8 protein-coding genes are annotated in these 14865 nt (G+C 69.9%); all 8 read left to right on the top strand.

The window, feature by feature from the left end; genetic code table 11:
* Positions 1-95 precede the first annotated feature (95 nt).
* A complete protein-coding gene (locus tag WME90_RS26060) occupies positions 96-1994 on the top strand; it encodes a transglycosylase SLT domain-containing protein (protein WP_437274702.1) in 1899 nt (632 codons plus the stop codon).
* A 36-nt stretch (positions 1995-2030) separates the two neighbouring features.
* Entirely contained in the window at positions 2031-4736 is a 2706-nt protein-coding gene (gene tssH / locus WME90_RS26055; RefSeq protein WP_437274701.1) for a type VI secretion system ATPase TssH, read from the top strand.
* 63 nt (positions 4737-4799) lie between these two features.
* Positions 4800-5591, top strand: coding sequence for a type VI secretion system lipoprotein TssJ (gene tssJ / locus WME90_RS26050; protein WP_437274700.1), 792 nt, complete (start codon positions 4800-4802; stop codon positions 5589-5591).
* Positions 5592-5763: 172 nt separating this feature from the next.
* Entirely contained in the window at positions 5764-7125 is a 1362-nt protein-coding gene (gene tssK, locus WME90_RS26045; protein WP_437274699.1) for a type VI secretion system baseplate subunit TssK, read from the top strand.
* Positions 7126-7159: 34 nt separating this feature from the next.
* Entirely contained in the window at positions 7160-7837 is a 678-nt protein-coding gene (locus tag WME90_RS26040) for a DotU family type IV/VI secretion system protein (RefSeq protein ID WP_437274698.1), read from the top strand.
* A 41-nt stretch (positions 7838-7878) separates the two neighbouring features.
* Complete coding sequence (gene tssM, locus WME90_RS26035) at positions 7879-11592, top strand: type VI secretion system membrane subunit TssM (protein ID WP_437274697.1); 3714 nt, start codon at positions 7879-7881, stop codon at positions 11590-11592.
* A gap of 334 nt (positions 11593-11926) precedes the next feature.
* Positions 11927-12901 (top strand): type VI secretion system-associated protein TagF, encoded by a 975-nt coding sequence (gene tagF, locus WME90_RS26030; protein ID WP_437274696.1) that lies wholly within the window; start codon positions 11927-11929, stop codon positions 12899-12901.
* A 131-nt stretch (positions 12902-13032) separates the two neighbouring features.
* Positions 13033-14700, top strand: a complete 1668-nt coding sequence (gene tssA / locus WME90_RS26025) for a type VI secretion system protein TssA (protein WP_437274695.1) — start codon at positions 13033-13035, stop codon at positions 14698-14700.
* Positions 14701-14865: the final 165 nt, after the last annotated feature.

Raw genomic sequence — 14865 nt, 5'->3', positions numbered from 1 at the left:
ACGCGGCCCACCCAGAGGCCCGCCACGCCCGGCCCACCCGGGCCGGCCGGTTTGTTGACCGGTTTGCCTACATGGTGCGACCTTAAACCACACACATGAGCCTCGTCCACAAGATCCCTCCCCTGGTCTCGGCCCTGGCGTTTGGTTACGGGGTCGGGATGGCGGCGCCCCAGTCGGCGATCACGTCGGTCCAGTCGGCGGTGTCGACCTACCAGATGGGGGCGGGGGCTGCGCGGGCCACGCCGCCGGTCGCGGCGCTCGCGGCGGCGGCGCCGCCGACGTACGCGCCGCCTGCGCGCGGGCTCGACGCGCCGGCAGCGCGGCCGGGGGGCGAGTCGCGGGAGCTGTGGCGGCTGCGCGAGGCCGCGGGGCGAGACGCGCGGGAGGGCGCCGCGTGCGAGCTCGATCGGCCGAGCTTCTCGCGGCCGCCGCGCGCGTTCTCCGCGGAGGGCAGCTACGCGGACGACGTGGACGACCTCGACTCGGCCGGGGCCGAGGCGCTCTCGAAGCTGCAGCTGCCGGACCTCCGGCTCAGCGTGTCGCGCCGCACGCTCAAGTACGTCCGCTTCTTCACGCGCACCGACCGCGGGCGGCAGATGTTCGAGACGTGGCTGAAGCGGAGCGGGCGCTACCAGGAGATGGTCCAGGCCGAGCTCAGGGAACGACGGCTGCCGGAGGATCTCATCTGGGTGGCCATGATCGAGAGCGGCTTCGATCCGAGGGCGAAATCGCCGGCGGGCGCCGTCGGGCTCTGGCAGTTCATGCCCGCCACCGGCGAGGTGTATGGGCTCCAGCAGACGCGGCACCTCGACCAGCGCAAGAACCCGCGCCTCGCCACGCAGGCGGCGGCTCACCACCTGCGCGATCTCTACCTGCGCTTCGGCAGCTGGGACCTCGCGCTCGCCGCCTACAACATGGGCTACGAGCAGCTGCTCGACCGCATCGATCGCTACGGGACGTCGGACTTCAACGAGCTGGCGCGCCAGGAGGCGATCCCCTCGGAGACCGCCGCGTACGTGCCGAAGATCGGGGCGGCGGCGATCGTGGCGAACAACCTGGAGCGGTTCGGGTTCGATGAGGTCGCGGTGAGCCGGCCGGTCGACGCCGCCGAGATCGCGGTGTCCCCGGGGACGCCGCTCAAGACGCTGGCGAAGGCCGCCGGCGTCGGGACCTCGACGCTGCGGAAGCTGAACCCCGATATCCTGGGGGATCGCGTGCCGCCCGGGCGGGGAGACTTCCTCGTGATGGTCCCGTCGGACACGCTGGCGCGGGCGCAGGCCGCCCTGCCCGCGATGCTCTCGACGGAGCAGCTCGCCACGGACGACGCGTCGATCCTCGATCCGGTCGACCTGCTCGGCGGGCGCGACTTCACGCCGCGGAGGGGGAGCCGGGACGACGAGAGCTTGCTGGCGCTCCTCCCGAAGCCCGCGCGGAGGCGGTCGGCGGAGGCGGCGGCCGCGGACAACGACGATCGGCCCGCGCTCAGCAGGCGGCGCTCGATGCGCGATCCCGTGGCCGTGTCGTCGCTCGACGACGGCGCGGAGGGCACCTCCGACGACGACGCGGCCGATGCTCCGCTGCGTCCGCGCGGCCCGCGAGCGCGAGCGCGAGAGCGATCGGCGCGCGAGGTGATGCTCTACCGCGTCGGGGCCGGCGATACCCTGATCGGCGTGGCGAGGCAGTTCGTCATCGACGTCGAGGACGTCGCGCGCGATAACGGAATTGAGCCGGACCAGAAGCTCCGCGTCGGCGCCCTGTTGAAGCTGCGGATACGGCCCGACATGGTGGACCGCGTCGCGTCCGCCGAGCCGCTCGCCTCGCAGGAGAAGGGCGACAGCGCCCCTGACGCCTCGCCGGCGTCGCGCGGGGGCTCGCCGCGCGGCGAGACGAGCCGCGGCGGGGCCAGGCCGGCGGTGAGGGAGCGCGGAGAGGCCAGCGGGGCCGAGGACCGCGCTCCGGAGGCCGCGGAAAAGAAGCGCAAAGGGCGAGGCTGACGAGGCGCTTTCGGACGAGGGCGCGACTCGGTTAGCATGCCGCGCATGCAGCTCGTCGACACCAAAGCCATCGTCAAGCGACTCACAAAGAACTGCACCTCTGCCCTCGAGGCGGCGATTGGCCAGTGTGTCAACGCGCGCCACTACGAGGTCACGCTCGAGCACCTGCTCCTCGCGCTGCTCGATGACGCGAACTCGGACATTGCGTTTCTCGTATCCCACTATGATCTCGACCCGTCGCACCTCCGCGCCGCGCTCCAGCGCAGCCTGGAAGAGCTGAGGAAAGGCAACGCCGGGAGGCCTGTGCTCTCGCCGACGATGCTCGAGTGGATGCAGGACGCCTATCTCGTCGGATCCATGGAGTACGGCTACCAGCGGGTCCGGAGCGGCGTGCTCTTCCAGCGCCTCGTCCAGCAGCCGACCCGGTACTCGGTGAGCAGCATCGGCGCGTACCTCGAGGGCATCTCGAAAGACGATCTCAAGAACAACCTCCCCAAGATCGTCTCCGGCTCCAAGGAGGAGGCCGAGGCCGCCGCGGCCTCGGCGGGCGCAGGCGCGCCCGGCGCCGGGAAGCTGCCGGCCGGGATGGCGAGCGCCGGGCCCGATTCGGCGCTGGCGAAGTTCTGCGTCGACTACACGGGCAAGGCCCGCGCGGGGCAGATCGATCCGATCTTCGGCCGCGAGCGGGAGATCCGGCAGGTCATCGATATCCTCGCGCGGCGGCGCAAGAACAACCCGATCATCGTCGGCGACGCGGGCGTCGGGAAGACGGCGCTCGTCGAGGGGCTCGCGCTGCTCATCGTCGAGAGCACGCCGGAGAACCCGAAGGTGCCGCCGCTCCTGCAAGGCGTCGAGATCCTCGGGCTCGACATGGGGCTGCTCCAGGCAGGGGCCGGCGTGAAGGGCGAGTTCGAGAACCGGATGAAGCAGGTGATCGCCGAGGTGAAGGGGTCGTCGAAGCCGATCATCCTCTTCATCGACGAGGCGCACACGCTGATCGGCGCGGGCGGCCAGCAAGGCGGCGGCGACGCGGCCAACCTCCTCAAGCCGGCGCTCGCCCGCGGCGAGCTGCGGACGATCGCGGCCACGACGTGGAGCGAGTACAAGAAATACTTCGAGAAGGACGCGGCGCTGGAGCGGCGCTTCCAGCCGGTGAAGGTCGACGAGCCGAGCGAGCCGGCGGCCGTCGTCATGCTCCGGGGGCTCCGGCCGAAGTTCGAGCAGGCCCACAACGTGATCATCCAGGACGAGGCGGTGACCGCGGCGGTGCGGCTGTCGGCGCGCTACCTCACCGGCAGGCAGCTGCCGGACAAGGCGGTCGACCTGCTCGACACCTGCGCGGCCCGCGTGAAGGTCGCGCTGCAGCAGCGCCCCGCCGCGGTCGAGGACGCCGAGATCCTCATCGTGAACACCGAGACCGAGCTCAGCGCGCTCGAGCGGGATCGCGACCGGGGCGTGCACATCGATCAAGACCGGGTCGGCGCGCTGAAGGACAGGCTCGCCAAGGCGAAGGCCGAGCTCGAGACGGTGCGCGCCGCGTACGCGAAGGAGACGGCGGGCACGCAGCGGGTCATCGACGCCCGCAAGAAGATGGACGAGGCCAAGACGAGCGAGGAGCGGGACGCCGCGCGCCGCGAGGTGGTCAAGGCCCTCGACGAGCTCAAGCACAGCCAAGGCGAGGTGCCGCTGGTCCGGCCGGACGTCGACGAGGCCATGGTCGCGAGCGTCGTCGCGGCGTGGACGGGCATCCCCGTCGGCAAGATGGTCCAGGACGACGTGAAGGCGCTCCTCGAGATGGAGGGCCGGCTGACCCGGCGGATCAAGGGGCAGACGCACGGCATCGTGACCATCTCGAAGGAGCTCCGGAGCGCGCGCGCGGGCCTGAAGCCGCTGAGCACGCCGCAGGGCGTGTTCCTGCTCGTCGGGCCGAGCGGCGTCGGCAAGACGGAGACCGCGCTCGGGATCGCCGACCTCATGTTCGGCGGCGAGCGGATGATGACGGTCATCAACATGTCCGAGTTCCAGGAGAAGCACACCGTCTCCCGGCTCATCGGCTCGCCGCCCGGCTACGTCGGCTACGGCGAGGGCGGCATGCTGACCGAGGCCGTGCGCCAGCGGCCCTACACGGTGGTGCTCCTCGACGAGGTCGAGAAGGCCGACCCCGACGTGATGAACCTGTTCTACCAGGTGTTCGACAAGGGCATGCTGAGCGACGGCGAGGGGCGGCTCGTCGACTTCAAGAACACGGTCATCATCCTGACGAGCAACCTCGCGACCGACAAGATCACGAACATGACGGTCGCCGCGCGGGAAGAAGACCCGGCGCGGCGCCTCGACGCGGACGGCGAGTTCATCAAGGAGATCGTCGAGGCGATCAAGCCGACGCTCTCCGCTCACTTCAAGCCGGCGCTGCTCGCGCGCATGACGACCGTCCCGTACCTGCCGATCTCGCCCGACGCGCTCGGCGAGATCACCCGGCTCAAGCTCGACGCGCTCGTCGACCGCCTGCGCAAGAGCCAGCGGATCGAGGCGTCGTACTCGGACGCGCTCGTCGACACGATCGCGGCGCGCTGCACCGAGGTCGACACGGGGGCGCGCAACATCGATCACATCCTCCGGGCGTCGCTCCTGCCGCTGCTCTCGGTCGCCGTCCTCGAGAAGATGGCGGAGGGGCCGCTCCCCAAGCGGCTCCAGATCGGGGTGGACGCCGAGAAGAACTTCACGATCGCGTTCTCGGACTGATCGACGCCGCTCGCTCACCGAAAGTTGTACGGGCCGCGAGACTCCGCATAAATTGGGCGGAGCATGGTCCCGTTCGCCAAGCTCCTACAGCGTTCGATGTGGATCGGGGAGCCGCGTTCGCCCTCCCCCGAAGGGGAGGGCTCGGCGCGCCGGCCGGGGCCTCGACGTGGGCCGGCGCCGCTCCTCCGCGGGGCGGCCCCGGCGAAGGTCGCCGCGGCCATCGCGGCGGCGACGTTGGCCGTCAGCCTCGGCGCCGCGCTGCCCGCCGCGGTCTCGGGCTGCACGTCCGCCGCGCCGCCGCCCGCGGCCCCCGAGCCGTGCGACGTCCAGATCGTGACGCTCTCGATCTACGCGTCGGACAACATCAACCCCAACGAGAACGGGAACCCGCGGCCCGTCGTCGTGCGGCTCTACCAGCTGAAGAGCAGCGCGCGCATGGAGAACGCGACGTACGACCAGATCCTCCTCAAGGACAAGGAGACGCTCGAGGACGACCTCGCCAAGGTCGACGAGGTCGAGGTCTTCCCGAACGACCTCGTCGAGGTGAAGTTCGAGCGCCTTCCCGAGGCGAGCCACCTCGTCGGCGCCGCCCTGTTCCACAGCCCGAAGGGCAACAGCTGGAAGACGTTCTACGAGTTCCCGCTCCCGCCCGGAGAGGCGCAGTGCGGCGGCCGCGAGTCCGACGCAGGTCCGCCCGTGGCCGACCCGCGGGTCGCGTTCTTCATCGACTCGACGAAGATCGACAACGGGGTCGAGTTCGACGAGTCGATGTTCCCCAACGCGAGCGCCGTTCGCCGGCTCAGCCTGCCGAAGAAGGCGGCCGCGCCAGAGGCGCCCGCCCGCCCGGGGAAGTGACGGCCATGGCGCGCCCAGGTCGCCCTCGCAGCGGCGGTCCACGCGACGTCACCGAGATGCTCCCGGCGACGACGAGCGGCCCGACGCGCGCAGCGCAGCGTCGGCGCTCCCCGCGCCCGACCCGCTTTCGCGACGCCGTGCACGGCACATCTGATAAGACTGGACGGGCGACATGATTCACCCGCGCAAGCCGGTCTGGACCGAGGGGCTCTTCATGACCCCTCAGCACCTGCAGCAAACGGACGCCTACCACGAGACGCTGCTCCACGCGCGCCTGCACGCCGTCGTGGGCTACGACTGGGGCATCACGTCCGCCCAGTTCGATGAGCGCGCCCTCTCGGCGGGGCAGTTCAAGGTGGTCAAATGCCACGGCGTCTTCCCCGACGGGACGCCGTTCTTCATCGGCGATCGCGGCGAGGACCAGGTCGAGGCGAGGCCGCTCGAGGGCGCCTTCCCTGCGGCCTTGAAGACGCTCGACGTCTTCCTCGGTATCCCGAACCTGCGCGAGACCGCCGCGAACATCAGCCTGGACCCGGCGAAGGCGGGCCCCGCCCAGCGGTTCGTGGCCGCCCAGACGACGGTCCCCGACGTGAACTCCGGGCGCAACGAGCAATCGGTGACGTGGGCCCGCACCAACCTGCGGCTCCTCTTCGGCACCGAGCCGCGCGACGCCTACCAGACCGTGCGCATCGCGCAGCTCGTCCGCGACAGCGCCGGCGCGATCGCCCTCCGGAAGAGCTTCATCCCGTCGGTCCTCCGCATCAGCACGTCGGAGCACATCATGTCGGGCCTCCGCCGCGTGCTCTCGGCGCTCGTCGGAAAGCAGAAGTCGCTCGTCGAGGGGCGCCGCATGCGCACCGCCGCGTCGGTCGATTTCCAGGCCTCGGATCTCACCAAGTTCTGGCTGCTCCACACGGTGAACTCGTACATCCCGATCGTGTCGCACTTCGTCGACCACGGCGGGGCGCACCCGGAGCAGTGCTACGTCGTCCTCGGCTCGCTCATCGGCGAGCTCTGCACCTTCGCTGCCGCCGACAGCGACCCGACGACGATCCCCAAGTTCAACTACCTCGAGCTCGATGGCGTCTTCGACCCGATGTTCGACAGGGCGGTCGCGCTCATCAGCGGCCTCGTCACCGATCAGTTCGTCATCGTGCCGCTCGAGAAGCGCGAGGATGGCATGTACCTCGGCAGGTTCGAGGACCCGAAGCTGCCGCGCAGCCACGAGATGTTCCTCGAGGCGAAGGGCACGGACGAGGCCACGCTGCGCGAGCGGCTCCCGCGCCTGCTCAAGATCGGCTCGTGGACGCAGATCGGGCACATCCTGCACTCCGCGACGCCCGGCGTGAACGTCGCCATCGAGTACCGGCCGCCGGGCGCCATCCCGGTCAAGCCGGGGCTCGTGTATCTCCGCGTCAATCAGAACGGCGATTACTGGAACGATATCCTCGGCTCTGGCACGATCGCTATCTACCAGCCGATCGAACCGCAAAAGGTCGATCTCCGGCTGATCGCCGTCCCGGCAGGAAAGTGATCGTGTCAGGCCGCCCCTTCCGGCTGAGGAGCCCATGAGCCTCTCGCAGACGATGTACTTTGTGTGCTCCGACGTGCTCTCGCTGATCCTGCAGCTCAGGAACTCGCGCGACCTCCCGGCGCCCGACATCCTTCAGCGGCGCGTCCTCGGCCTGTTCGACACGATGATGCAGAACGGGCGGGAGGCGCGCATCCCCGAGCAGGACATGATCGACGCGAAGTTCGCGCTCGCGGCCTTCGCCGACGAGGTGATCTTCAACTCGAACTGGCCGGGCAGGACGCAGTGGCTCCAGAACCCGCTGCAGTTTCAGTTCTTCCAGCTGAACACCGCCGGCGACGGGTTCTTCACGAACCTCGACAACCTCTACGGCCAGCGCGGCAGGAACCACGTCGCGCAAATCTACTTCCTCTGCTTGGCCCTCGGCTTCCAGGGGAAATATCGTCTGCGCCAGCAGGAGGGCCTCGGCGCCGTCATCGAGGGCGTGGGCAACCACGTCGCTGTCGCCGAGGGCGGCGGTGAGGCCCTCGCGCCGAACGCGGAGCGCAAGGACGGCGGGGCCAACGCGGTGCGCCGCGAGCTGCCCTACCTGGCCATCGCGCTCGGGTTGCTCGTGCTGGCCGTCCTCGTGGTCATCGTGCTCCGGCTCGTCGTGGCCTCGGACGCAGAGGGCGTGGCCGACCAGATCAAGAAGCTGATCAGCACGGGGACGTAGGCGACTCCGCCGTCCTCTGCTGTTCCCGAGGGAGACTTCCGATGTGGCTGTGGATCCTGAGCGCCCTGTTCCTCACTGCCGTGTGGGGAGTGTGGTTCATGCTGCGCCCGCCGGCAGGGGAGGGGGCCGAGTCGTTCCCGATCGAGATCCCGCTCGTGGCGACGGCGGTCGTCGTCGCGCTGCTCGTCGGGCTCTTCGTCTATAGGCGTATCCGCGCGGCGCGCGCCGCGCGCGCGCTCGAGAAGGCGATCGCGCAGCAGGCGCAGGAGCAGGTGATCAACGCGAAGCCGGAGCGGCGCGCGGAGATCCAGGAGCTCAACCGGCAGATGCAGGAGGGCATCGCCGCGCTCAAGGCCTCGAAGCTCGGCGGTGGCAGGCGGGGCGCCGACGCGCTCTATGTCCTCCCCTGGTACGTGATGGTCGGCCCGCCCGGGGCAGGCAAGACCACCGCCCTCCGGCACTCCGGGCTCGTGTTCCCGTACATCGACCCCGAGCGCACCGGCGTGCGCGGCGTCGGCGGCACCAGGAACTGCGAGTGGTGGTTCACGAACGAGGCGATCCTCCTCGACACCGCAGGCCGGTACACGACCGAGAGCGACGACCACGACGAGTGGATGGCGTTCCTCGAGACCCTGCTGCAGCACCGCGAGCACAAGCCGCTGAACGGCGTCATCGTCGCGGTGAGCATGAGCGATCTGCTCGACGCGAGCGACGAGCAGATCGACCAGACCGGCAAGAAGATCCGCGCGCGCATCGACGAGATGCAGCAGACGCTGCACATGGTCCTGCCGGTCTACGTGCTCTTCACGAAGAGCGACATGGTGGCGGGCTTCACCGAGTACTTCGGCGACCTGAAGAAGAGCGAGCGCGCCCAGGCGTGGGGCGCCACCGTGCGGCTCGACGAGAACAAGGACGAGCCCGGGAAGATCTTCGACCGCGAGTTCGACGTGCTCGTCGAGAAGCTCCACGCGCGCCTCACGAAGCGGCTCATCACCGAGCGCAACCGCGAGGTGAAGGAGAAGAGCTACCAGTTCCCGCTCGAGTTCGCGGCGGTGAAGCGCAACCTGTCGGACTTCATCGCGGCGGCGTTCGCGCCCAAGGCGGGCGCGGCGCCCACGCCGATCCTGCGCGGGTTCTACTTCACGAGCGGCGTCCAGGAGGGGCGGCCGATCGACCGCGTGGTCGGGGCGATGGGGCGGGCCTTCGGGCTGCGCGCGGGGCTCGGCGAGGGCGAGGAGGACGCCGCGGCTCCGAAGGAGTCGAAGAGCTTCTTCCTGCACGACGTCTTCACCAACGTCGTCTTCCCGGATCAGGACCTCGCGGCGCGCAGCGAGGCGGAGCTCCGGCGGCGGCGGATGCAGCGGATCCTGGTGGCGGCGGCGGCGGCGCTCGTGGCGCTCCTGTTCCTCCTGCCGGCGGTGATCTCGTACTTCAACAACAAGGCGCTCGTCGCCGAGACCCGGCGCATCTCGGACGAGATCGCGTTCGTGGACTGGTCCGGGCGGAGCGGCACGCCGCCGAACGTGCCCGCGAACATCGACAAGCTGGACCGGCTGCAGGAGCACGTCGGGCTGCTCGACCGCTACGTCGAGAGCACGCCGATCGAATACGGCTGGTTCATGTTCCAGGGGGACAAGCTCTTCCCGCCGACGATGGGGCAGTACATCAAGAGCCTGAAGCAGGGGTTCGTCGGCCCGGCGAAGGCGCAGCTCGAGGCGAAGCTCGAGAAGGTGCGCGAGGGGGAGTTCCTGGACGGGTACAACGCCCTGCGGAGCTACCTTCTGCTCGGCAAGGACTACCAGGAGCACATGGACGAGCAGGCGGCGCGGTGGCAGACCGGGCGGCTCGTCCAGGTCTGGGCCGACCTCCTGAAGCCCTTCACCGATCTGCCCGAGAACGAGCTCAAGGAGCGGCTCACGCCGCACGTCGCGTATTACATCGACCTCGTGCGGCGCAAGAAGCTCGAGGCCGAGGAGCTGAACGAGCCGCTCATCGCGAGGGCGCGCGCCGATCTGCTGCGGGTCGACCCGACGAAGCGCTACTACGACCAGTTCGTGACGAGCCTGATCGACCAGAAGTACGACGAGTCGGGGCCGAACACGCCGGAGAACCTGAAGTACCCGCCGGTGTCGCTCAACGAGATGTTCGCGGACCGGCCCGAGGTGCTGACCGTCGTCCACAGCGCGCAGAAGAACCGCGGCGGGACCTGGTTCGAGGTGCAGGGGCCCTACACGACGAAGGGGCACGCGCAGGTGCTCGAGTCGCTGAAGGAGGGCAGGAAGAAGCTCGAGCGCGAGCTCTGGGTGCTCCCGCTCTCGAGCGACGAGAAGCGGCAGGGAGACCAGATCCAGAAGGAGCTCGACCGCGTCCGGCAGGACTACGACAACGCGTACATCGCGCAGTGGGAGGCGTTCTTCCGCGACATCCAGGTCGACGTCCCGAAGACGAACCGGGACGCGATCCACGAGTTCAGGGTGCTCTCCACGCCCGACTGGCCCTACCGGCGCCTGCTCCAGCGGCTCTCCGACGAGACGCAGTTCCCGAAGGAGGAGAAGAGCGTGCTGACCGCGGACGGCGGCATCCTCGACCGGGCGAAGGACATGATCGCCCAGAGGGTCGACCGGCGGACGGGCGTGAAGATCGACTCGATTCTCACGGGAGATCAGCGCGAGCACTACGACCCGGTGCCCGACAAATTCGAGTCGATGTCGAGCTTCGGGGTGCCGAAGCCGCCGGCAGGCGAAGGGCAGCCCCCGCCGCCCCCGCCCAAGCTCGGCCAGTACGTCGGCCACCTCGAGCGGCTCGCAGGGGAGATGAGCGTCGTCGAGGACGGGCCGCCGGACGCGGACACCTCGAAGGCCACCGAGGCGTTCCAGGACGCGGTGAAAGAGACCCAGGGGCTCCTGCTCTCGATGGACCAGACCGGGCAGCGGCTGATGGAGCCGCTCCTCATGAACCCCCTCCGGCAGGCGTACAAGGCGGTCGTGCGGCGCGCAGGCGGAGCGGCGAGCGGGATCTGGGAGGTCGAGGTCTGGCCGCACTACCGCGACAAGATCAAGGACCGCTACCCGTTCAACCTCGCCTCCTCACGCGACGCCTCGCTCGAGGACGCGATGGCCTTCTTCAAGCCGAAGGACGGGGTGCTCTGGGGCTTCTACGAGACGTACCTCAAGGGCTTCCACTACCAGGTCGGGCACGAGTTCTTCCCGAAGGCGCACCTGTCGGGGCTGCCGCAGGTGGCGAAGCCGTTCACGCCGTTCAGCGCGAACCTGTACAACTGCCTGAGGCGCTCGGACGAGATCTCCGACGCGCTCTTCGGGAGCAGCGGCGGGGGGGAGCCCAAGGTCGTCTTCCACATCAACATGAAGACGGTCAGCCCGATCGTGAGCGAGGTGGTCTTCGAGGTCGACGGCCAGAAGAGGCTCTATCGCAACGAGAAGGAGTTCTGGCACACCTTCAACTGGCCGGGCGAAGGCACCAAGGGCGCGAGGATCCAGGTGCGCGGCGCGGGCGGGCTCGACGAGGAGCTCGTGCGCGAAGGGCCGTGGGGGATCTTCCGCCTCTTCGAGGCCGGGACGACCACCGCCCAGAAAGACAACGACGAGCTGTTCACGGTGACCTGGCAGATGACCGCGCCGCCCGTGATCGTGACCATGGAGATCCGGCCGACCCGCGGGAACCACCCGTTCCCGACGAGCTTCTTCCGGGCGACAAACTGCCCGGCCAGCATCGGGGATCGCTTCGGAAAAGGATGAGCTGAGCAGCAACGGAGCCAGCGGGGGAGGGGGTGCCGCGCGGGGGGCCGGCGGGGGCCCCTCCCGCGAACTCGCGCCTTTTGGTGGCTGTTGCCGCGAGAACGGGGGAGCCGAGATCATGCGCGACACGCGATGATGCGGGCCGGCGCTCGGGTTCGCGGGGCCCTACCCCGCCGGCCCCCCCTCCCCCGCTGGCTCTTTGTGAACAGGAGGGAAGGGGGAGAGGGGGCGCGGAGGCTCTCGGTGATGTCGTTCAGGGGGGCTCGCACGTTCCCGTGGCAACCGGGAAGGTGGTAGCGCTCGGTGAGCGGTTCGTGGTTCACTCCCAGCAGTCATGTTCTGGCGCCGCAAGAAGGGGCCTGCCGCTCCGCCGCAGATCGGCTGCTTCGGCAAGCTCCCCGCCACGGGCGATTTCATCCGGCTGAACGCGGGCGGAGAAGAGCTCGCCGCCTTCGACCGCTGGCTGGGCGCGTCGATCGATTTCGCCCGGCGCGCCATGGGGCCCCATTTCGACGCGCACTACCAGAACGCGCTGGGCCTCTTCGTCTTCCACGGCGAACCGAAAGGCGACGAGCCGCCCGCCAGAGGGCTCGTGGGCGCCTGGGCCGCCAGCGGCGATAACGCCGGGCGGCTCTACCCGATGGTCGTGTTCGGCTCGTACGATTACGACCAGCTCGTCTCGGCAGGGCCGTCGCTCCCGATCACCCTGTTCCCCCTCCTCGCCGCGGCGCACGACGCCGCGACGAACGGCAGGACCCTGCCGGTCGACGCCTTCCTCCACCGCGTCTCCCAGATCGCGCCGCCGTCGCTCGACGACCCCGACGCGGCGCACGCCGCCTACCGCGCATGGCTGAAGAACCAGCCGATGAAGGCGCTCTGGGACGCCGGCTTCGGCACCGACGCGAGCCGCTTCTGGGTGCTGCAGAACATCCTCGACTCGGTGATCCCGTTCCGCGGCCAGGAGCTCCCCAGGACAGGGCTCGCCCTCAGGCTGCCGCTCGGCGCAGGAGACGCCTACGCCGCCGCCGTGTGGATGGACATGACCCGCCGCCTGTCGAAATGGGGACGCACGCTGATGAACGCGTTCTGGACTCCACAGCGCACGTTGCTCCTCCACCTCGGTACCCCCCACGTGGGCTCGTTCCGCGAGATGATCGCGCCCACCACCCAGGCCGAGCACATCGCCGACCTCTGCGGACCCCCACGGGTAGAAGAGCACGTTTCCCGACACGCGCTCGGGCCGGAGCTCGACGCGCTCGTCGCCCGGACCGACCTGTCGCTCGACAGCTTCCTGGAAGCCCTCGGCTGAATCGATGCCCGAGCCGAAGGCCCCCGCTCCTCTGCGCGCTCCGTCGTTCCGTTGCGTCGCCGGGCTCACCGCGCTCGACGCCGTCCGATTCGCCCTCCACACCCAGGACGCCTTGATATCCTCCGCGCCCCATGGCCGCTGAAGACGCCATCCAACAATCCAAAGAGCGGATCGAGGCGCTGTTCGCGCCCATCAACGGCGGCGTCGGCGCCGACGTCACGTACGACGGAGCGTTCGAGAGCCTCAAGAACGAGGTCGACAAGCTGCAGTCGCTCGCGGGCGGCAAGGTCGACTGGGGGCGCATCGCGAGCGGCGCCGACGAGATCCTGAGCGAGAAGTCCAAGGATTTCCGCGTCGCCCTCTACTACGCGGCGGCGAAGGCGCAGATCGACAAGCTCCCTGGCCTGCTCGACGGGCTCGTGCTGGTGCAAGAGCTGAACAACGCGTTCTGGGACACCATGTATCCCGCGATCAAGCGGCCCAAGGCGCGCGGCAACCTGTGCGCGTGGTTCGGAGAGCTCGCGGCAGGGACGCTCACCGGCCTCACGCTCTCCGGCGCGGATCGCGACGTGGTGAACGCCCTCGACCAGGTGAGCCGCGCCGTGGACGTCGACCTCGCCGACAAGCTCGGCGACGCGTACGGAGGGATCGGCCCGCTCCGGAACGCGATCCGCAGCCTCGTCGCGAGCCTTCCTGCGGAGGCGCCGCCGCCTCCACCGCCGCCGCCGCCTCCTCCACCGCCCCCGCCGCGGGTGGAGCCGCCGAAGCCAGCGGCGCCGCCGGTCGCCGCTGAGCCGCCGCCGCCTGCGCCTGTGGTCGTCGCTGCGGGCGATCCGGCGCTCAGCCTCGAGGCGATCGTCGACGAAGAGTCGGCGCTCACCGCGCTCGGCCGGTGCGCCCCGCTGATGGCGCGCGCGGGCGACGCGCTCCGGGCGGCGGATCCCAAGCGAGCGTCGGCCTACCGCATCCTCCGGGTCGGGCTCTGGGTCGACCTCCTCGACGACCCGGGCGCGGAGTCCCCGACGGGCACCTTGGCGATCCCGCCGCCACCCGAGCACGTGATGCAGACGCTCCCGGCGCTCACGAGCCAGGGGGCGTTCGCCGATCTGCTGCAAGTCGCCGACGAGTACGCGCAGAACTATCCCCTCTGGCTCGATCCGCACAGGTACGCGGCGAACGCGCTCGATCAGCTCGGCGACGACTACGCCGAGGCCAAGCGGGCGCTGCTCATCGAGGTGGGCGCCCTGGTGCTCCGCGCGCCGCTCCTGCCGACCCTCAAGTTCCGCGACGGCACGCCGTTCGCGGACGGCGAGACGCAGACCTGGCTCTCGTCCGAGGTCGCGGCCGTGCTCGGCGGCTCGGGTGCGAGCGGCGCCGCCGCCCCGGCGAGGCCGCGGAGCTACCTCGACAAGCCGCTCTCCGAGGCCCGCGGGCTCGTCGCGAACCAGCAGCCCGTCGACGCGATGGCGCTCCTCGAGAAGGCGGCGGCCGCCGCTCCGTCGGCGCTGGACCGCTTCCGCGTGAGGCTCGCGATGGCGCAGATCAACATCGAGCTGTCCCAGTTCCTCGTGGCGCGGGCGCAGCTCGAGGCGCTGGAGCAGCTCGTCGACCACCACCGACTCACCACCTGGCAGCCGGATCTCTGCGCGGAGCTCTACGCCGCGCTCCACACGTGCTACCGCGTCCTGAACCAGGGGTACGACGCCACCCCCGAGGCCAAGGCGAAGGAGGCGCTCTCCTTCGAGCGCGTCTGCCAGCTCGACGCGGCGCTCGCCCTGAAGCTGTCGCTGGGGGAGTGAGCGGGATGCCGAGGAACCGACTTGGGCGACGAGGGCGACGAGGGCGACGAGGGCGATGCGCGCGGATGCGCGTCGCGCCGAGAAGCTTGCCCGAGGGGCGGCGGTTTTGTTCTATGCTCGTTCGGCCTGCGGGCGCTCCGCCCGCTGCTGACGGGGAAAGGAGCC

It is taken from the genome of Sorangium sp. So ce375, assembly GCF_051473855.1.
Classification (GTDB): domain Bacteria; phylum Myxococcota_A; class Polyangia; order Polyangiales; family Polyangiaceae; genus Sorangium.
This window is presented reverse-complemented; position numbering and strand designations above follow the sequence as displayed.